Here is an 18857-nt window from a genome sequence, read left to right as displayed (position 1 = left end):
CGCGCGTCTCAGCTCAGCTTGCCCGTCGATTTCTCGAGCGCGGCCCAGGCTTCCTCGCCGAAGTTCTTCTTCCAGGTCTCGTAGAAGCCGGCACCGCGCAGGGCCTCGCGGAACGGCGCGACATCGGGCTCGTTGAACTTCAATCCCTTGCCCGCGAGATCGGCGCGCACGCTGTTGTTGAGCTGCGCGAGGTCGGCGCGCTCCGCCATGGCGGCTTCGTTGATGTGCCTGGCGACGATGGGGCGCAGCGATTCGGGCAGCCGTTCCCAGGCGCGGCGGTTGGCCAGGAACCAGAAGCCGTCCCAGGCATGGTTGGTGATCGAGCAGAACTTCTGCACCTCGTAGAACTTGGCGGTCGAGAGGATCGACAGCGGGTTCTCCTGCGCATCGACGATCTTCGTCTGCAGCGCCGAGTACAGCTCGTTGAAGTTGATCGGCGTGGTGGCCGCATCCAGGCTCTTGAACAGCGAGATGAAGATCGGCGCCGAGGCGAGACGGATCTTCAGTCCCTTGAGGTCGGCCGGCTTGTCGATCGGGCGCGTGCTGGTCGTGATCTGGCGAAAGCCGCTGTCCCAGATCTTGTCCATGGCCACGAGGTTCGACTTGGCGATCTGGCCACGCACGTAGGTGCCGAGGCTGCCGTCCATTGCCGACCAGACCGCGTCGTAGTTGGGAAAGGCGAAGCCCAGGCCGCTGATCGATGCGGCGGGCACCAGCGTCGCGAGGATCAGGCCCGACAGCGTCATGAACTCGATCGCGCCCGAGCGCACCTGGCTGAGCATGTCGGTGTCCGAGCCGAGCTGCCCGTTCGGAAACACCTGCAGCTCCACGCGCCCGCCGGTGTCGGCCTTGATGCGCGCCGCCGCCTCGTTCGCGCGGACGTTGAGCGGATGCGCCAGCGGCAGGTTGTTGGCGAACTTGCAGGTGAACTCCGGCGCTGCCTGGGCGGGCAGCGACACCAGCGTGGCGCCGGCGGTCGCGGCGCCGCCGATCAGCAGCGTTCTGCGTGTCATCGAACTCATGTCTGTCTCCTGTGGGGGTGGGTCGTTGTGTGGTGCGCCTTGGCACTCTTCAATGGTCCACAAAATGGACCTATGGTTTGCACGAATCTGCAGCGCGATTTCATTCTAGATAATGCTTTCATTGCGGAGAGGCGGGAGAATCCCGAACAAGCCGATCCCAAAGTAGGTACACATAATGGACCATCAATCTAAAACAAGAGGCGCCACGGTCGTGACCGGCGGGGCTTCCGGCATCGGCCTGGCCACCGTCGAACTGCTGTGGCAACGCGGGCAGCGCGTGGTCGTGGTCGATGCCAACGCCCGGGCCCTGGAAGCGCTGCGCGACCGCGCGGACCTGCCGCTGGACCTCGCCTGCCTCATGCCCTGCGACGTCACCGACGAGGTCGAGGTCGAGCGCATGTTCGAACGCGCGCAGGCGCGCTTCGGCCGCATCGCGGGCCTGGTGCAGTCGGCCGGCATCGGCGCGGAGATTCCCTTCCTCGACACGCCCACGCGCACCTTCCGCCAGGTGCTGGAGGTCAACCTGGTCGGCGCCTTCGTCGTCGCGCGCACCGCGGCGCGCCGGATGGCCGCGCAGGGGGGCGGCGCCATCGTCAACATCGCCTCGGCCTCGGGCCTGGTGGGCAACGCGGGGCGCAGCGCCTACGGCGCCTCCAAGGGCGGGCTCGTCACGCTGACCAAGGTGATGGCCGTCGAGCTGGCCGAGGCCGCGATCCGCGTGAACGCGGTCGCGCCGGGCGCGATCGAGACACCGCTGGTGGCCACCATGCATTCGCCCGCCACGCGCGCCTCGCTGCTCGAGCGCATTCCCCAGCGGCGCTACGGCACGCCCCATCAGGTGGCGAGCGTCATCGCCACCCTGCTCGACGACGAGCTCAGCGGCTACTGCACCGGCCAGGTCATCGCCATCGACGGCGGCATGACGGCCGCCGGGCTGCTGGCCGCCGCGCGCTTGCGAGAGGCCTCCGAGGCCTCCTGATTCCGACTTTCCATCCACTCCATCCCATAAAGGAAACCCACCATGCTGCCCTCCTCGAACACCGCCGTCGCCGAACGTCCGGCGCGACTGCGCGATGCCACGATCCACATCCACGACGTCGCTGCCGCCCCCTGGGTCGAAGCCGGCAAGCCGGGGCTGCACCAGAAGCTCGTGCGCGGCAACGAAGGCCAGGGCGAGTTCCTGGGCCTGCTGGGCTTCGATGCGCTGGTGGCCAGCGGCCTGCACCAGCACACCGGCGTCACCAGCAGCTACATGCTCGGCGGCTCGCTGACCGACCACTGGGACACCTACAAGGAAGGCGTCACCGGCATCAACCTCGAGGGCTCGACGCACGACGCCATGTGCTACTGCAAGACCTCGATGGTCAACCGCCTCGAGGCGCCGGTGCTCTATCCGCAGGACTTCTCGCTGCACACGCTGCACCATGGTTCGCGCCATGGCGACTTCGGCAATCCCGCGCCCGAACTCACGCCCACGCTGAGCATCGAGGTGGCGCGCGTGCAGGCGGTGCCGACCGCCGCGGCCGGTGTCACCCGCCGCATGATCTTCGACTACGGGCGCCCCGCGCAGCACGGCCGCCCCGGCGCCGCGGTGAACCATCGCCACGTCTGCCTCACGATGCTGCCGCGCTCGCGCGTGCCGGTCTTCAAGACCTCGGCGCTGACCGAGTTCTTCGTGCTCGGCGGCGAGATGACGATCGATGGCCGGCGCGCCGGCCCCGCCAACTTCGTGATCGTGGAGCCCGGCACCGAGGTCGCCATTGGCTCGGAGTTCGGCTGCACGCTGCTGGCCTGGGCCGACGGGCCCACCGCCTGGAGCGATCTCGAGGCCCCCGACCTGTTCGGGTTCTGATCCCGGCGCGGCGACCGCACCCGGGCCCCACGTCCTTCCCAAGAAAAAGATCGGCAGTGCCATGAACACCAACTCCCTGCATGCGGCCGCCGTGGATCCGCCGGCGCAGCGGTCGCACGCTTCCGAGGCCGCGGACTCGGGCTGGCTCCAGCGGGCGACCCGTACCGCGGTGCGCATCGTCGAGGTGCTGGCCTGCGTCCTCGTGGCCGCGGAGATCGTGCTGCTGCTGTGCGGCGTCGTCTCGCGCTACGTGTTCCGCCAGCCGCTGACCTGGTCGGACGAGCTGGCCTCGATCCTCTTCCTGTGGCTGGCGATGCTGGGCGCGGTGCTGGCCTTCTGCCGCGGCGAGCACATGCGCATGGCGGCGCTCGTCAACGGGCTCGACGAGCCCAGGCGGCGCTTCTTCGCGACGCTCGCCGTGATGGTCTGCGTGGCCGTGCTGCTGGCGCTGGCCTGGCCCGCGATCGAGTACGCGCAGGACGAGGCCTTCATCAGCACGCCGACCCTGCACCTGCCGAACATCTGGCGCGCGGCCGCCATGCCGGCGGGGCTGGTGCTGATGCTGGCCTTCGCGCTGCTCACCCTGCTGCGGCGCGAGCGTCTCGCGCACGTGGCGGGGGCGGTCGTGCTGCTGGCGGCCATCGCGGCGGCGCTGTGGCTGCTGCGCCCGTGGTTGATGGAGATCGGCAACTACCGGCTGCTGGTGTTTTTCGTGCTGCTGGTCGGCGCGGGCGTGTTCGCGGGCGCGCCGATCGGCTTCGTGTTCGCGCTGGCCACCGTGGCCTTCCTGGCGGTCACCACCTCCACGCCGTTGAGCGTGGTGGTCTCGCGCATGGACGAGGGCATGAGCCACCTGATCCTGCTGTCGGTGCCGTTGTTCGTGTTCCTCGGCCTCCTGATCGAGGCCACGGGCATCGCGCGCAGCCTGGTGTCGTTCCTGGCCGCGCTGATCGGCCACGTGCGCGGCGGCCTCTCGTACGTGCTGCTCGGCGCGATGTTCCTGGTGTCGGGCATCTCGGGCTCGAAGGCGGCCGACATGGCGGCCATCGCGCCCGGGCTCTTTCCCGAGATGAAGAAGCGCGGCGTGGACGAGGGCGACCTGGTCGCGCTGCTGTCGTCCTCGGGCGCGATGTCCGAGACCATTCCGCCCAGCCTGGTGCTCATCACCATCGGCTCGGCCACGGGCGTCTCGATCGCCGCGCTGTTCACCGGCGGCATCCTGCCCGCGGTGGTGATGGCGCTCGCACTGGCCGTGGTGGTGGGGTTCCATTGCCGCAACGACGTCGTCGATGCCGCGCCGGGCCTGCTGCGTTCGCCCGCCTACTGGCGCACGGTGCGCCGCACGCTGCTGCTCGCGTTGCCGGGGCTCGCGCTGCCGTTCCTGATCCGTGCCGCCGTCGTCGAGGGCGTGACCACCGCCACCGAGGTCTCCACCGTGGGCATCGTCTATGCGCTGGTGGCGGGCTGGCTCATCAACAAGGGCCTGCCCTGGCGCCGCCTCGGCGCGATGCTGGCCGAGACCGCCGCGCTGTCGGGCGCGATCCTGCTGATCATCGGTGCCGCCACGGCCATGGCCTGGGCATTGACCCAGTCGGGCTTCTCGCGCGACCTGGTGGCGGCGCTCGCCGGCGTGCCGGGCGGGCACTACACCTTCCTGGCGCTGTCGATCGTCGCGTTCGTGCTGCTGGGCTCGGTGCTCGAGGGCATTCCCGCGATCGTGCTGTTCGGGCCGCTGATGTTCCCGATCGCCAAGGAGATCGGCGTGCACGAGGTGCACTACGCGATGGTCGTGGTGCTGGCGATGGGCATCGGCCTGTTCATGCCGCCGTTCGGCGTGGGCTACTACACGGCCTGCGCCATCGGCCGCATCTCGCCGGACCGCGGGATGAAGGCCATCCTGCCGTACATGGGCGCGCTGCTGGCCGGGCTGCTGCTGATCGCGCTCGTGCCCTGGATCTCGATCGGTTTCCTGTAGCGCCCCGTGGGCGGACGGAGAGGCCGCCTCGCCTAACCCGCAGCGAGACGCAACCCGGATGCAAGAGCCAGGAACCCGTCGATCGCCTTTTGGGACGCCTCATGCGGGTCCTTCGCGCTTGCGATCCACAACGACGCCCCCAGCAATGCGCCCATGATCAGTCGCGCCGTGGCGGGCGCATCGACGGGCCGCACCGTCTTCTCGGCGATGAGTTTCTCGATGCTGCGCTGCGTGCTCATGATGCAGGAGTTCTGGCTGGGCCAGCGCGATGGATCGCCCAGCACCGCCGGTCCGTCGAGAAACACGATGCGCTGGATCTCCGGCTCGAGCGCCATCTTGATGTAGGCAATGCTTTCGTCGATGAAGCCGTCCCAGGTCGTCTTCGCTTCATCGACGATGGCGGTGAGCCGGGCCGTCATCTCCGCGTCGATCTGCGCGATCACCGCCTCGAGCAAGCCCTTCTTGTCCCCGAAGTGATGGTAGAGGGCGCCGCGCGTGAGCCCGGCCTGGGCAGTCAGCACGTCCATCGAGCTCTGCGCGAATCCCTGGGTGGCAAACGATTCTCTTGCCGCTTTGATGAGCTTGGCACGGGTCTCCAAGATCATGTCCGAACGCTTCTGTGCCATGAAATCCTCAAATTGACCTACGCGGCGTATGTGAATTGACATACGGAGCGTATGTGAAATAGCATACTCACATACGAGGCGTATGTTAGTTGCTGGCGGGTGCTCTGGAAAGCGTCGCGCCGCCGCCTGGACATCCTGGAATCGATCGCAGCCGAGGGAATCGCGATGAACATCTATGAGCAGGGGCTGGACCGGAACGCGGCGAACTTCGAGCCGCTCTCGCCGACGAGCTTCATCGAGCGAAGCGCGCAGGTCTTTGCCGACATGCCCGCCGTGATTCACGGCGATCGCCGCTTCAGCTGGTCGCAATGCAGGGACAGGTCGGCCCGGCTGGCCGCCGCGCTGCGCGAACTCGGGGTTCGACGAGGCGACACGGTCAGCGTCATGCTCGCCAACACGCCCGAGATGATCGAAGCGCATTACGCGGTGCCGGGTATCAACGCGGTGCTCAACACGCTGAACACCCGGCTCGATGCGGACCTGCTGGCCTGGCAGATGAACCACTGCGAGACCCGGGTGCTGATCACCGACAGCGAGTTCGCACCGGTCATGCGGCAAGCGCTGCGTGCGCTGAAGCAGGTCCATGGCCGCACGCCGTTCGTGATCGACGTGTGCGATTCCGAACGCATCGGTCCTCACGAACGCGTCGGCCAGCACGAATACGAGTCCCTCCTTGCTTCCCACCTGCCGGTGCCCAAGCTGCAAGGGCCGCTCGACGAGTGGGATGCCATCGCCGTCAGCTACACCTCGGGGACGACCGGCGATCCGAAGGGCGTGGTGACACACCATCGCGGGGCGTACCTGAACGCGGTCTGCAACGTCGCGGTCTGGACGATGCCTCCCTTCGCACGCTATCTCTGGACCCTGCCGATGTTCCATTGCAACGGCTGGTGCTTTCCCTGGACGGTGGCGCTTCTCGGCGGCGTGCATGTGTGCCTGCGGAAGGTGGAAGCCAAGGCGATCTTCGCCGCCATGCAGGATCACGCGGTCGACCACTACAGCGCGGCACCGATCGTGCACGACCTCCTGATCGCAGCACCCGCCGAAGACAGGCTGGTGATTGCGCACAAGGTCCGCGCGATGGTCGCGGGCTCCGCGCCGCCCGCCGCCATGATCGAGGGCATGACCCGTCTCGGCATCGAGATGATCCACGTCTACGGACTGACGGAGGTGTACGGGCCCGCGGCCGTTTCCGCCAGACAACCGTCCTGGGAGCAGGCCAGTCTGGCCGAGCAGGTACGGTTGAACGGGCGGCAAGGCGTGCGGTATCCGCTGCAGGAAGACATGACGGTGCGCGACCCGGTCACCCTGCAAGAGGTGCCGGCCGATGGCGAAACCATCGGCGAGATCATGTTTCGCGGCAACATCGTGATGAAGGGCTACCTGAAGAACGAGGCCGCCACCGGCAGCGCCTTTCAGGGCGGCTGGTTCCATACGGGCGACCTCGCGGTTCTGGAGCCCGATGGCTACGCCAGGATTCGTGATCGCAGCAAGGACGTGATCATCTCCGGCGGCGAGAACATCAGCTCCATCGAGGTCGAGGACGCCCTGTATCGCCATCCGGCCGTCCTGTCATGCGCTGTCGTCGCCAAGCCCGATGCCAGGTGGGGCGAGACGCCCCTGGCATTCGTCGAGTTGCGGCCGGGCACCGAGGCCACGGCGGAACAGCTGATGGCCCACTGCCGAACGATGCTCGCCAAATACAAGATCCCGCGCGAAGTTCGATTCGAGGCGCTGCCCAGGACGGCGACCGGAAAGATCCAGAAGTTCCAGCTCCGCCGCAAGGCCAGTTCGGCGGAGGCGCTCGAATGAGCGCGCGCCAGGCCGAAGCCCCCTAGCTCCCCCGCCATGTAGCGGCACACCCATGCCGCGGACTCTCCACCACGCGTGGGGAGGGTCCGCGCACGCCCGGTTTTCTTGCTCGTCCACCCCCCCCAGTCCTTGCACAGGAGTATTCATGATCGAAAGTCTCATCGGTTACCAGTCGCCATCCATGATTGCCGACGCGGCGACGCGGAAGTCCCTCCACGGCTTCATCGCGCAGACGCTGCACGCGCTCTCCACGCCCGACTCGGGTGTCGCCGCGTACTTCGCGGACCCGGACATCGTGATCGCCGGCTCCGGCCTCGACGAGTACTTCATCGGACCCGAGAAGGCACAGGCCGGCGTGCGATGGGTGACCACGCTGGGTATTCGGTGGGAGCCGAAGGTCGTCCTGTGCTGGATGCAGGGCGACATCGCCTGGGCCCAGATCCGCATCGACGGCCACAAGATGGAAGCCGGTGCGTCGGCGGTGGTGCCCTACGTGGCGACCGGGATCTTCAGGCGCAAGACCGATGGCTGGACCTGGCTCTACTGGGGCGGGGGTGAACCGCAGAAGGAGCCGCGCCTGTAGTGCGGGCGCGATGCCCGATGTCGAACAGGACCACCCCGATGACTGACCGGAACGTGCTGGTTGCCGCCACCGGCGACGCGTCCCCTCGCCGAGTCGCGAGCGCGAAGAAGATCGGCCTCATCGTCAATCCGATCGCAGGCATGGGCGGGCGCGTCGGCCTCAAGGGGACCGACGGTGCCGGCGTGCTGGACGAGGCGAGACGACGGGGTGCGCGGCCGGTCTCGAGCGAAAGAGCCCTGCAGGCGCTCAAGAAGCTGGCGGCTTCGAAGGCCGAGTTCTCGCTGGTCACGGCGCAGGGAGACCTTGGCGAGGATGTCGCGCGGCAGGCCGGCTTGCATCCGGTCGTGGTCCACGGCAAGCCGCATGCGGGCAGCACCCCCGCGGACACGCGGGAGGCAGTGGCCGCGATGCTGCGCGAGTGCGTCGACCTCCTGCTGTTCGCAGGGGGCGACGGCACCGCGCGCGACGTGCTGAGCGTTGCCGGTGATCGAGTGCCGATGCTCGGAATTCCAACGGGCGTGAAGATGTACTCCGCCGTTTTCGGCACGAGCGCCCTGAACGCGGGCGACCTCGCGGCACGCTTCGTCGAAGGCGATCCATCGGTGCGGCTGCGCGAGGCCGAGGTGATGGACATCGACGAGATGGCGATGCGGGAAGACAGGATGTCGGCCCGACTCTACGGCTACGCCCAGAGCCCGCATCACCGCCAGCTGGCGCAGAACGCCAAGGCCGGATCGGGGTTGTCCGAGAACGTGGCGCTCGAGGCCGTGTCGCGGCAACTGGCCCGCCAGATGCGCCCCGGCTGCCTCTACATCCTGGGGCCGGGCACCACGACGCGCCGCGTGATGTCGGCACTCGGCTTGCCCAAGACGCTGCTGGGCGTGGACGCCGTGCTCGACGGCGCACTCGTCGGCGCCGACCTCGATGAGCACGCGCTGCTCGAACTGATGCAGGGGCGCGAAAGCTACATCGTCGTCAGCGTGCTCGGCGGGCACGGCAGCCTGTTCGGACGAGGGAACCAGCAGATCAGCGCGGACGTGATTCGCCAGGTCGGACGCGACCACATCCAGATCGTCGCGACCCTCGAAAAACTCGTCGCCCTGGAATCGGGTGCGCTGCACGTCGATACGGGCGACGAAGAAGTGGACGCCATGTTGAGCGGCTACCTGCCGCTTCGCACGGCGCCCGATCGCACGGTGTATTTCAAAGTCAGATCGTGACCCTATCCATGCCAGATTCAAGTGAAGGAACTCCAGATGCATAACGGTACCGCCCATCCCTACATGGCGAACTCGGTCCCCGCGATCAAGCGGGAGATGCTCGACGCCATCGGCGTGGAAACCATCGAAGAATTGTTCGAGCAGATTCCGCGCGAGCATCGCCTGCAGCGTCCGATCGACCTGCCGCCGGCGCTCACCGAAAGCGAGCTGCGACGGCACATGGTGACGACGCTCGCCAGGAACAGGACCGCCGAGCAGAACCTCAACTTTCTCGGCGCCGGTTGCTGGCAGCATCACGTGCCTGCTGCCTGCGACGAGGTCGTGCGCCGCAACGAATGGCTGACCTCGGTCTTCGGCGAGCCCAGTTCCGACCATGGCCGCAACCAGGCGTGGTTCGAGTTCTGCAGCCAGCTCGGTGAGCTGCTCGACATGGACCTGGTCGGGCTGCCGGTGCGAAGCTGGGGCGTTGCCGCCGGCCACGCCATTCGCATGGCATCGAGAATCACGAGCCGCAACGAGGTCGTCGTCGTTCGTGCGATCGACCCCGAGCGACTCGCGGTCATCCAGAGCCTGTGCGAGCCGGTCGACATGGCCAGCCATATCGCGATACGCATGGTCGACTACGACCCTGCGACCGGCTTGATGGATCTCGACCATCTGCGCGCGACGCTCACGTCGAAGACCGCTGCCGTGTACTTCGAAACGCCGTCGTACTTCGGTGTGATCGAGCAGCACGGCGCGCAGATCGCCGAGTTGGCCCACGCCGTGGGGGCCGAGGTGATCGTCGGCGTGGACGCCATCTCGCTGGGCGTGCTGTCCGCCCCTGTCAACTATGGTGCCGACATCGTCGTGGGAACGACCCAGCCGCTGGGCGTGCACATGAACGGCGGTGGCGGCGCCGCCGGCTTCATCGCTTCGCGCGACGAGGAGCGCTATGCGCACCAGTATCCGACGCTGTTCATCAGCATCTCCGAGACCACCAAGGAGGGCGAGTACGGATTCGGCCTGAGCCTGTTCGAGCAATCGTCGTACGGGCTGCGCGACAAGGGCAACGACTGGACCGGGCATTCCGTGTACATGTGGGCGATCGCCAATTCGGTGTACATGGCCATGATGGGTCCCCAGGGCTTCGAGGAAGTCGGCGAGCTCATTCTTCAGCGAGCGCACCATGCCGCCCGGCTGCTGGGCCGGATCCCCGGGGTGCGCGTCGTCTTTCCCGAGGGCTTCTTCAAGGAGTTCGTCGTCAACTTCGACGGCACCGGAGTGCCCGTGGCGCAGATCAACAAGCGGCTGCTCGCGCTCGGCATCTTCGGCGGCAAGGACCTGAGCAAGGACTTCCCGGCGCTCGGCGCCAGCGCCTTGTACTGCGTGACCGAAATCCACACGCTGGCCGACATCGAGCGCCTGGCCAACGCCATCCAGAAAGCGATCCAACCATGAACACCAAGCTGCGCGAATATCACGCTCCGGTATGGAGCGAGCCCGTCATTCTCGAAATGGGCCATCCAGGGCGCCGAGGCGTTCTCTTCTCTCCCGTCGAAGACAAGGTGCGTGCCATGGTCGGCGACGCCGCGAACCTGATCCCCTCGACCATGCGGCGAGCGCGCAAGCCCGCGCTGCCGGAGCTGTCGGAGCCCGAGGTGCTCTACCACTATCTGCGCCTGTCCCAGCAGACCCTGGGCATGATGAACATCAGCCTGTTCGGCACCTGCACGATGAAATACAACGCGCAGATCAACGAGGCGATGGCCTGGCGGCCCGAGGTCACGCACTTGCATCCGTACCAGGACGAGGACACGATGCAGGGCGCGCTCGAGATCGTCCACGGGATGGACAAGATCCTGCGCGAGCTGTCGGGCATGGACCAGTTCGTGTTCCAGGCCGGCGGCGGCGCGGACGCCGCCTACACGAGCTGCGCCGTGACCCGGGCCTACCACGCGGCACGCGGCGAGCTCGCGCAGCGCGACGAGATCATCACCACGATCCAGACCCATCCCAGCAGCGCGGCCACCGCCGCCGCGGCCGGGTTCAAGGTCATCACGCTGATGATCGAGGAGAACGGCTATCCGTCGCTCGAAGCGCTCAAGGCCGCCGTCTCGAACCGCACGGCCGCCTTGATGCTCAACAACCCCGACGACATGGGCGTCTACAACCCGGAGATCCGCGAGTGGACCCGCATCGTGCGCGAAGCGGGAGGCATCAGCTTCTACGACCACGCGAACTTCAACGGTGCGATGACCAAGATCCGCGCCCGCGAGCTGGGGTTCGATGCCTGCATGTTCATGCTGCACAAGACCTTCGGTGCGCCCAAGAGCGGCGTGGGTGGCCCCGCGGTCGGCGCCTATGGCTGCTCGGCCGAACTTGCGCCTTTCATGCCCAAGCCGCTGGTGGCGTTCGACGGCGAGCGCTATCGCCTCGACTACGACCGGCCGCAGAGCTGCGGCAAGATCCGCGAGTTCTGGGGCAACCTGCCGGTGATCGTCAAGGCCTATGCGTGGTCGCGTTCCATGGGGGCCGAAGGCATGGCCGAGGCCTCGGACCTGTCGGTGCTCGCGAACAACTACATGGAGCGTGGCCTGCTCGCGATTCGCGGCGTCACGCGCTCCCATCCCGATGCGAAGAGCCCGCGCCTCGAGATGACGCGCTACAGCCTCCAGCAGCTCAAGGAAGACACCGGTGTCGACGTGCATGACGTGCAGAACCGCATGGCCGATTTCGGCATCGACCCGATGTGGACCAGCCACCATCCGTGGCTGGTTCCCGAGCCCTTCACGCCGGAGGCGGGCGAGATGTATGGCAAGGAAGCCCTCGACACCTGGATCGCCGTGCTGGCCCGGATCTCGGACGAAGCCTATTCGACGCCCGAGATCGTGAAGACGGCTCCGCACAACCAGGCGGTGCACCGACTGAAGAACGCGTTGATCGACAACCCCGAGCACTGGGCCATGACCTGGCGCGCCTACCAACGCAAGAGCAAGCTGGAAAAGTCGCCTTTGGCCGAACCGCCGCGGCACGGGCACTGAGTTGGCCAAGGCATGACGAACTTCGACCAGCACCCCGGTTACTCGGCCATGTTCAAGGACGGGCACCTGACGCTGGGCCTCTTCTTCGCGATCGAGTCCTACCAGGGCGCGATCCCGGAGATGGACGTGTCCAGCCAGGTCGGCATCGCGAAGATGGCCGAGTCGCATGGCTTCGCGGCGCTCTATTTCAGGGACGTGCCCCTGAATGTGCCCTCCTTCGGCGACGTGGGGCATATCTACGACCCCTGGGTGTTCATGGGCCATGTGGGGGCGCACACCTCGCGCATCGCGCTGGCCACCGGCAGCATCATCACGACGCTGCGGCATCCCCTGCATGTCGCCAAGGCCGCCGCGTCCGTGGACCGGCTTTCGAACCAGCGCCTGGTGCTGGGGCTGGCCACCGGCGACCGGCCGACGGAATTCGCAGCCTTCAACCAATCGCTCGACAACCGCGGCGAGCTGTTTCGTGAAGCACTCGCCGTCATGCGTACGGCCTGGCGGGAGGACTTCCCGCGTGTCGCCACACCCAGGGTCGACCTGTCGGGTGGCGACACGCTGCCCAAGCCGGCGCTGCGCGACATTCCGGTGCTGGTCACGGGCCACTCGCGCCAGTCCGTCGCGTGGATCGCGCAGCACGCGGATGGATGGCTGCACTACCCGCAGAACGTGGACCCGCAGGCCCGAACGATCCGCCAATGGCGCTCGCTGCATCAGGGCTTCAAGCCCTTTGCCCAGTCCCTCTACCTCGATCTGGCCGAAGATCCCGATGCACCACCCACGCCCATCTTCCTGGGCTTCAAGTCCGGCCACCGTTTTCTCGTCGAGTACCTCGGCGCCTTGAGGGACATTGGCGTGAACCACGTCGGCTTCAATCTCAAATACGGATCGCGCCCGGCGGCCGAGGTGGTCCAGGAGCTTGGCGAGTTCGTGGTGCCGCATTTCCCTGCGCATGCGGTATCTCGAGATCTCACTAAAGACAAGGCTGGAAGCTGAACAACGTGTCCGAACCCCTCATGACCAAGATGGCCTATCCCACAACCCGTCGTGTCGACGTTGTCGACGAATTGTTCGGCCGGAAGGTCGCCGATCCTTTTCGCTGGCTCGAAGCCGACGCGCGCAGCGATGGCGACGTGGCCGCCTGGATCCAGGCGCAGAGCGCGCTGACGGCGGGCGCCTTGGCGTCGCTGCCCGCGCGCGATGTCTTTCGCGAGCGGCTGACCGCGCTGTTCGACCACGAGCATCTCACCGCGCCCCACCCGCGTGGCGGGCGCTACTTCCACCTGCGCCAGTCCGGCCTGAAGAACCAGCCCACGCTCCTCGTGCGCGAGGGCGTGGAGGGGGAGGACCGCGTGCTCCTCGATCCCGACACATGGTCCGACGACGGCACCGTCGCGCTGGCGGAGTGGGCCGCATCCAGGGACGGCCGCCATGTCGCCTATGCGGTTCAGGAGGGCGGTACCGATTGGCGGACCATCAAGGTCGTCGATGCGGCCACCGGCGAGGTGCTCGAAGACAAGGTCGAGTGGGTCCGGTTCACGGCGATCGCCTGGGCCGCCGACGGTTCCGGCTTCTTCTATGCACGCTATCCCGAGCCTGGTGATGGCGCCACGTCTCAGGCGGCCCTTGCCAACCACGCGGTCTACTTTCATGCGATTGGTACGCGGCAATCGGACGACAGGTTGTTGCATGCGACGCCTGAGCGGCCCGAGCTGCTGCATTTTCCCGATGTCACCAGCGGTGGCCGCCATGCGCTGATCTACTCCACGCCGGGCTCACAGACCAATTCGCTGACCGTCGTGGATCTCGCTAGCGACGGTTGGGAGACGCACACGCTGGTCGTGGATTTCGACAACGAATGGACGGTGGTCGGCGACATGGGCAGCACGCTCTATGTGCTGACCAGCCATGCGGCGGAGCGCCGCAGGATCGTGACCCTCGACCTCGCGGCCGAGAATCTGGTCGCGGTCGAACTGGTGCCCGAAGACGCCGCGGTGCTGAGCCATGCCTGGCTGGTCGGCGGGCGCTTGATGGCCACCTATTTCGTCGACGTCAAGAGCGAGATCCGGCGCTACACGCTCGACGGCCAGCCCGACGGCACGATCGCGTTGCCGGGCATCGGCAGCGCGGGCGGCTTCCAGGGCCATCGCGACGACAACGAAGCCTTCTTCGTCTTCACCAGCTTCAATGCGCCGACCACGATCTATCGCTACGACGTGGCCGCCAACACGCAGGCCGTGTGGGCGGCGCCGAAGGTGGGCGCCGATCTGGAACGCATCGTGGTCGAGCAGCATTTCTACGGCGCGAAGGACGGCACCCGCGTGCCGATGTTCATCGTGCGGCGCGACGACGTCGTTGGCGCGGCGCCCACGCTGCTGCACGGCTACGGCAGCTTCGGCATCAGCATGGTTCCGTTCTATTCACCCGACCAGCTGGCGTGGGTCGAGCAGGGCGGCGTGCTGGCCATTGCCAACATCCGTGGCGGCGGGGAGTACGGCAAGGCCTGGCACAACGGCGCGCGCGTGGACAGGAAGCAGACCAGCTTCGACGACTTCATCGCCGCCGCCGAGTATCTGCACGACCGCGGGATCGCATCCGAGGATGGCCTGGCGGTCCATGGGGAATCCGCCGGCGGCCTGCTCGTGGGCGCGGTCGTCAACCAACGCCCCGAGTTGTTCGCGGCCGCCTTGCCGGGCGTCGGGGTGATGGACATGCTGCGTTTCAACCAATTCACCGGCGGCCACCTGTGGACGGGCGAGTATGGCGATCCGGCAGACCCGGCGCACTTCGACACCTTGCTGGCCTACTCGCCGTATCACAACGTGGCCGCCGGCAAGCGCTATCCCGCAATCCTCGCCACCACGGCAGACACCGACGATCGCGTGGTGCCCGCACACACCTTCAAGTACATCGCGGCGATCCAGGCCGCCGACGCCGGGTCGCGGCCGCATCTCGTGCGCATCGAGACGCGCGCGGGCCATGGTGCCGGCAAGCCGATGACGAAGGTGATCGACGAGCTGGCTGACAAGTGGGCGTTCGCCGCGCATTGGACGGGGCTGAAGTAAAGGCGACCGTGGCGCTGGTCGCCGCTGGTCAGGCGTGCCTTGTCACGCAGTCCATCCGCCGTCGGCGTTGATGGCCTGGCCGGTAATGAGACGGCCGTGCTCCGATGCGAGGAACGCGACGAGCGCGGCGACTTCTTCCGGCTTGCCGTAACGTCCGATGGCCATCATCCTGGCGTGCGCGACCGCGTGCGGATTCCGGTCCGGATCCGCCGGATTCATTTCGGTGTCGGTTGGTCCGGGATTGACCGTGTTCACGGTAATGCCACGGCTGCCGAGTTCCCGCGCCAATGCACGCGTGAGTCCCGCCACCGCCGCTTTCGACGCGGTATAGATCGAGAGTCCGGGAAAATTGGCCACCTGCCCGAAGGCGGATCCGATGGCCACGATCGTGCCGCCGTCCTGCATGTGCGGAACCGCAGCCTTCGCCGCTTCGAAGACGCTGCGCACATGGATGTCGAAAGTGGCGTCGAAGCGATGGCCATCCAATTCATCGATGGGCGCGGCGTCGAACACGCCGGCGGCGGACACCAGAATATCGACCTTCCCGAATTCGGAGACGACCGCTTCTACAGCACGCGCGGTCGCGCCACGTTCGAGCGCGTCGGCCTGAATGGCAAAGCCCTTGCGACCGGCCTGGCGTACCTGCTCGATCACCGATTGAGCACGCTCGGCCGAACGCGCATAGGTGATGGCGACGTCGGCGCCTTGGCGCGCCAGCGTGAGCGCGATCGCCGCGCCGATGCCACCACTGCCGCCGACAACGAGTGCGGTCTTGTTGGAGAGTTCGATCATGAAGATTTCCTTGGTCTTGATTGCTGTGGATGTGGGATGCGGGGCTCGTGTCGGCTTTGTCTACTTCTTGCCGGCAAGCTGCCGCTGAACCTCGAGCACGTCGATCGCGTAGTTCTGTTCGTAGAACTTCCCGTCGCGCACTTTGTGAAATGCGAACTCGCCGTACTCCACCGTGACTCCGGTGGGTTGGAGTCCAAGCCATTGCTTCGCCGGGGTGCCGATGTTGTAGAGCCGGGCGGCGACGGTATCTCCGTCGATCGCGAGATCGACGACCCGCCACTTGAAGTCGGGCACGGCTTCGATGTGGCCCTTCAACGACGCGATGACGTCATCGCGGGTGATCGTTTTTCCGTGCTGGGTCAGCCGCTCATGGACGAACTCCGTCATGCGATCCATGTCGTGCGCATTGAGCGCGTCTATGTATCGCTCGAAGAATGCCTTGAGTTCGCTTCTGGACATCGCCGTGCCTCCTCGGGTGTGGGTTGAGATAGGGGACTGAGCGAACGCCGCGCCCGCATGCATGAGCGCCATTGCGCCACCCAGTGCGGTGGTCTGCATCACGAAGTCGCGCCGTCCTTGTGGAGAATTCATTTCGTCCATCTCGCTCGCCATCTGTCAGCGGCGGCCTTGACGCTCTGCGGAGCGCAAGAAATTCAGCGTGAGATCGGCGACTTGATCGGGCGCTTCCTCGGCGATGTAGTGGCCGCTCTCTTGAATGTGGACCATCTGCGGGTTGACGATGCGGGCTCGCATGAAGTCGACCAGCAGGGGATTACCGAGGCCGCCGATTCCCAACGAAGGAACATCGATCTGCTTCGGATAGGCAGCGTTGTCCTCGAGATCCTGAGGGAAGGCCTTGTACCAGCCGTTCCCGCCGCGTATGCCGTCCGGCGTGTTGTAGGCATTGGCATAGACGGCGCGGTCGCGCTGCGTGAGTGCATCCTGCTTGTAGAGCAGGTTCTTCCAGAACCAGTCGAGGTAGATATGCGCTCTCCCTTCGATCAGCGCTTCAGGCAACTGATCCATTTGGTGGAATGCGAACCACCAGATGAAGAAGTGATCCTTGAAGGGTCCTGACAGCGGCTTCGCGGGCACCATCTTCAGGTCGGCAACGGATGCAGGAAGCGCGGAGACATCGAGATAGACGGTGGAAAGCGTCGCCTCAGGGAATTGGGCGGCGAACGCGTAGGCGACATGCGAGCCGATGTCGTGCCCGACGATGTGCGCGCGTTGATGGCCCAGGCTCTTGAGAAGCTCGCGGATATCGACGGCCATGTTCTTCTTGTCGTAGCCACCTTCGGGCTTGCTCGACGTTCCCATGCCCCGAAGATCCACCGCGATGACGCGATGGTTCCGCGCCAGCGCCGGCATGATCTTGTGAAAGGCCCACCAGGTCTGCGGCCAACCCGGCATCAAGATGACCGGCGTGCCTTGCCCGCCTTCGACGTAATGCAGCCGGGTGCCGTTCACATCGGCAAAGCCGTTCTTGAAGCCCTTCAGCTCGCGCACGAGGGCTTCATCGGAGACATCCATCGAAGCGTAGGGATTGCCTTTGTCGGTGGTCTGGGCCGATGCCGCCGCTGGCAGAAAAAGGCTCAAGCCAAGAAGGACGGCGCTCAGGTTGCAGCGTGCCAATGCCATCAAGCCCGAAGACCGTGTGTGCGCGAGTCCCATCGAATTCCTTTCGTTGCAAGTTGCCGAATCACAAGACGTTCAAGCAGGGCGCGGTCTTCACTTGGGCCTCGCAAGGTGAAAGCGACCTGGAATCGTTGAATTATGTGGTGATCGATAAAGTATTGCAACCGTCCGCCAGAAAGATGTGGGGATTCGACCGCCAGCCCGACCTGGCTGCCAGGGAGGTCTCACCGCGTCGACGTGTCATCTATCTGTAACGGTGCGATAAGATGCCACGGAAGCAGGTCGTCCTGACCCGGAGAGATCCGGCCAGCACTGCTCGAAAATTTGTCTTATATGTATCGAGCGATGAAGAAATCGATCAACACGGAAACCGAGTCGTCGAAGATCGAACGCAGCAGAGGACGGCCGCGCGAGTTCGATCGCGCCAAAGCTCTGGAGCAGGCGACGCGACTGTTCTGGGCCAAGGGTTACGAAGCCACCTCGATCTCCGACCTGATCAAGTCCATGGGGATTGCATCCCCGAGCCTCTACGCTGCGTTCGGTTCGAAGGAGGCGCTCTATGCCGAGGTGATTCGCCACTACGGCGAAACGCAGGAGCCGCATTTCTGGAATGGATTCCAGGCGGCTGCGAAAGCGCGCGATGCGGTCAGGTGGCTGTTGATGGATACCGCCGTTTTTCTGAGCGGATCGCCGGGCGAGCACTCCAATGGATGCATGGTGGCGCTCTCATCGGTGGGCGTCGGCAATGAGAAGTTGGCCGAGCAACTTCGATCGGCGCGCGGGGTCGGTCTGCAGCGACTCAGGGATCGCCTTCGACAAGCGGTCGAAGAAGGCGAGATTGCGAGCACCACGGATATCCATGCGCTCGCACGCTTCGTACAGACGGTGCAAAGCGGCATGTCGATACTGGCGCGCGACGGAGCGACCCGCGAGGAGTTCGAGGGCATCATCGAGATCGCGATGCTGGGTTGGGATGCTCGAACGAATGGCCAGGGGTGATTGCGCCTGCCCAGGTTGTCGTCGAATTGCCGCCGGTCTTGCGTGAGCATCACTTGTTGATGCGGCTCATGCGGGCGATCACCAGGAGTGAACGCATTGCCATTTTCGTAGCACCCACCGGCACGCCGGATCTGGAACAACAGGCAATTCCGATCTGCGCGAAGCCAGGCCAATGCACGCTCATCGCGAGCGACAAATAGCACGTATCTCCGCGTGTGGCCTATCCCACAAATACGGTAGAAGCCCGCGATCG

General features: G+C 65.9%; 17 protein-coding genes. 12 read left to right on the top strand and 5 right to left on the bottom strand.

Translation table 11 applies throughout. From position 1 onward, the window contains the following. Positions 1-8: 8 nt before the first annotated feature. Entirely contained in the window at positions 9-1022 is a 1014-nt protein-coding gene (locus AC07PU_RS20275) for a TRAP transporter substrate-binding protein (protein ID WP_208507445.1), read from the bottom strand. 175 nt (positions 1023-1197) lie between these two features. On the opposite strand from AC07PU_RS20275, the gene AC07PU_RS20270 reads away from it, so the two are divergent. The 3 genes from AC07PU_RS20270 to AC07PU_RS20260 all read left to right on the top strand — a co-directional run bounded on the left by AC07PU_RS20270 (position 1198) and on the right by AC07PU_RS20260 (position 4849). Beyond that, complete coding sequence (locus AC07PU_RS20270) at positions 1198-2001, top strand: SDR family NAD(P)-dependent oxidoreductase (RefSeq protein ID WP_495319906.1); 804 nt, start codon at positions 1198-1200, stop codon at positions 1999-2001. A 42-nt stretch (positions 2002-2043) separates the two neighbouring features. Next, positions 2044-2874: a cupin domain-containing protein gene (locus AC07PU_RS20265; protein WP_093345189.1), complete on the top strand. Its 831-nt coding sequence runs from the start codon at positions 2044-2046 to the stop codon at positions 2872-2874. A 61-nt stretch (positions 2875-2935) separates the two neighbouring features. Beyond that, positions 2936-4849: a TRAP transporter large permease gene (locus AC07PU_RS20260; protein WP_495319904.1), complete on the top strand. Its 1914-nt coding sequence runs from the start codon at positions 2936-2938 to the stop codon at positions 4847-4849. Positions 4850-4881: 32 nt separating this feature from the next. On the opposite strand, the gene AC07PU_RS20255 is transcribed toward AC07PU_RS20260, so the two are convergent. Continuing rightward, positions 4882-5454, bottom strand: a complete 573-nt coding sequence (locus tag AC07PU_RS20255; RefSeq protein WP_495319902.1) for a TetR/AcrR family transcriptional regulator — start codon at positions 5452-5454, stop codon at positions 4882-4884. A gap of 186 nt (positions 5455-5640) precedes the next feature. Here AC07PU_RS20255 and AC07PU_RS20250 point away from each other — a divergent pair, with 186 nt between their 5' ends. The 7 genes from AC07PU_RS20250 to AC07PU_RS20220 all read left to right on the top strand — a co-directional run bounded on the left by AC07PU_RS20250 (position 5641) and on the right by AC07PU_RS20220 (position 15175). Continuing rightward, entirely contained in the window at positions 5641-7287 is a 1647-nt protein-coding gene (locus AC07PU_RS20250; protein ID WP_495319900.1) for an acyl-CoA synthetase, read from the top strand. 145 nt (positions 7288-7432) lie between these two features. Then, positions 7433-7870 carry a nuclear transport factor 2 family protein gene (locus tag AC07PU_RS20245; RefSeq protein WP_495319898.1) on the top strand — a complete coding sequence of 146 codons (438 nt, stop codon included), beginning with the start codon at positions 7433-7435 and terminating at the stop codon, positions 7868-7870. Between the two features lie 38 nt (positions 7871-7908). Then, the gene (locus tag AC07PU_RS20240; protein WP_495319896.1) at positions 7909-9090 is read left to right on the top strand and encodes an ATP-NAD kinase family protein; all 1182 of its coding nucleotides are present in this window, start codon (positions 7909-7911) and stop codon (positions 9088-9090) included. 36 nt (positions 9091-9126) lie between these two features. Then, complete coding sequence (gcvPA, locus tag AC07PU_RS20235; RefSeq protein ID WP_495319894.1) at positions 9127-10530, top strand: aminomethyl-transferring glycine dehydrogenase subunit GcvPA; 1404 nt, start codon at positions 9127-9129, stop codon at positions 10528-10530. Then, entirely contained in the window at positions 10527-12113 is a 1587-nt protein-coding gene (gene gcvPB, locus AC07PU_RS20230) for an aminomethyl-transferring glycine dehydrogenase subunit GcvPB (protein ID WP_495319892.1), read from the top strand. The genes gcvPA and gcvPB overlap by 4 nt, the downstream gene beginning before the upstream one ends. 12 nt (positions 12114-12125) lie before the next feature. After that, complete coding sequence (locus AC07PU_RS20225; RefSeq protein ID WP_495319890.1) at positions 12126-13106, top strand: LLM class oxidoreductase; 981 nt, start codon at positions 12126-12128, stop codon at positions 13104-13106. 20 nt (positions 13107-13126) lie between these two features. Continuing rightward, on the top strand, positions 13127-15175 hold the full coding sequence (locus tag AC07PU_RS20220; protein ID WP_495319888.1) for a prolyl oligopeptidase family serine peptidase: 2049 nt from the start codon (positions 13127-13129) through the stop codon (positions 15173-15175). Between the two features lie 42 nt (positions 15176-15217). Here AC07PU_RS20220 and AC07PU_RS20215 read toward each other — a convergent pair whose 3' ends face one another. The 3 genes from AC07PU_RS20215 to AC07PU_RS20205 are packed head-to-tail and all read right to left on the bottom strand — an operon-like array spanning position 15218 to position 17641. Then, positions 15218-15967, bottom strand: coding sequence for an SDR family NAD(P)-dependent oxidoreductase (locus AC07PU_RS20215; RefSeq protein WP_495319886.1), 750 nt, complete (start codon positions 15965-15967; stop codon positions 15218-15220). A gap of 60 nt (positions 15968-16027) precedes the next feature. Then, positions 16028-16579 (bottom strand): ester cyclase, encoded by a 552-nt coding sequence (locus tag AC07PU_RS20210; protein WP_495319884.1) that lies wholly within the window; start codon positions 16577-16579, stop codon positions 16028-16030. Between the two features lie 3 nt (positions 16580-16582). After that, positions 16583-17641, bottom strand: coding sequence for an alpha/beta fold hydrolase (locus AC07PU_RS20205; protein ID WP_495319882.1), 1059 nt, complete (start codon positions 17639-17641; stop codon positions 16583-16585). Positions 17642-17950: 309 nt separating this feature from the next. Between AC07PU_RS20205 and AC07PU_RS20200 the strand changes: the two genes are divergently transcribed. Beyond that, positions 17951-18604 (top strand): TetR/AcrR family transcriptional regulator, encoded by a 654-nt coding sequence (locus AC07PU_RS20200; RefSeq protein ID WP_495319880.1) that lies wholly within the window; start codon positions 17951-17953, stop codon positions 18602-18604. Continuing rightward, positions 18601-18804 carry a hypothetical protein gene (locus AC07PU_RS20195; protein ID WP_495319878.1) on the top strand — a complete coding sequence of 68 codons (204 nt, stop codon included), beginning with the start codon at positions 18601-18603 and terminating at the stop codon, positions 18802-18804. The genes AC07PU_RS20200 and AC07PU_RS20195 overlap by 4 nt, the downstream gene beginning before the upstream one ends. Positions 18805-18857 lie beyond the last annotated feature (53 nt).

Source organism: Variovorax sp. GW821-FHT10D07 (genome assembly GCF_059415325.1).
This window is presented reverse-complemented; position numbering and strand designations above follow the sequence as displayed.

Excerpts from the sequence above, each read along its gene's own strand:
- AC07PU_RS20275 (WP_208507445.1), bottom strand. The coding sequence starts at position 1,022 with ATGAGTTCGATGACACGCAGAACGCTGCTGATCGGCGGCGCCGCGACC.
- AC07PU_RS20270 (WP_495319906.1), top strand. The coding sequence starts at position 1,198 with ATGGACCATCAATCTAAAACAAGAGGCGCCACGGTCGTGACCGGCGGG.
- AC07PU_RS20265 (WP_093345189.1), top strand. The coding sequence starts at position 2,044 with ATGCTGCCCTCCTCGAACACCGCCGTCGCCGAACGTCCGGCGCGACTG.
- AC07PU_RS20260 (WP_495319904.1), top strand. The coding sequence starts at position 2,936 with ATGAACACCAACTCCCTGCATGCGGCCGCCGTGGATCCGCCGGCGCAG.
- AC07PU_RS20255 (WP_495319902.1), bottom strand. The coding sequence starts at position 5,454 with ATGATCTTGGAGACCCGTGCCAAGCTCATCAAAGCGGCAAGAGAATCG.
- AC07PU_RS20250 (WP_495319900.1), top strand. The coding sequence starts at position 5,641 with ATGAACATCTATGAGCAGGGGCTGGACCGGAACGCGGCGAACTTCGAG.
- AC07PU_RS20245 (WP_495319898.1), top strand. The coding sequence starts at position 7,433 with ATGATCGAAAGTCTCATCGGTTACCAGTCGCCATCCATGATTGCCGAC.
- AC07PU_RS20240 (WP_495319896.1), top strand. The coding sequence starts at position 7,909 with ATGACTGACCGGAACGTGCTGGTTGCCGCCACCGGCGACGCGTCCCCT.
- gcvPA (WP_495319894.1), top strand. The coding sequence starts at position 9,127 with ATGCATAACGGTACCGCCCATCCCTACATGGCGAACTCGGTCCCCGCG.
- gcvPB (WP_495319892.1), top strand. The coding sequence starts at position 10,527 with ATGAACACCAAGCTGCGCGAATATCACGCTCCGGTATGGAGCGAGCCC.
- AC07PU_RS20225 (WP_495319890.1), top strand. The coding sequence starts at position 12,126 with ATGACGAACTTCGACCAGCACCCCGGTTACTCGGCCATGTTCAAGGAC.
- AC07PU_RS20220 (WP_495319888.1), top strand. The coding sequence starts at position 13,127 with ATGACCAAGATGGCCTATCCCACAACCCGTCGTGTCGACGTTGTCGAC.
- AC07PU_RS20215 (WP_495319886.1), bottom strand. The coding sequence starts at position 15,967 with ATGATCGAACTCTCCAACAAGACCGCACTCGTTGTCGGCGGCAGTGGT.
- AC07PU_RS20210 (WP_495319884.1), bottom strand. The coding sequence starts at position 16,579 with ATGGCGAGCGAGATGGACGAAATGAATTCTCCACAAGGACGGCGCGAC.
- AC07PU_RS20205 (WP_495319882.1), bottom strand. The coding sequence starts at position 17,641 with ATGGGACTCGCGCACACACGGTCTTCGGGCTTGATGGCATTGGCACGC.
- AC07PU_RS20200 (WP_495319880.1), top strand. The coding sequence starts at position 17,951 with ATGAAGAAATCGATCAACACGGAAACCGAGTCGTCGAAGATCGAACGC.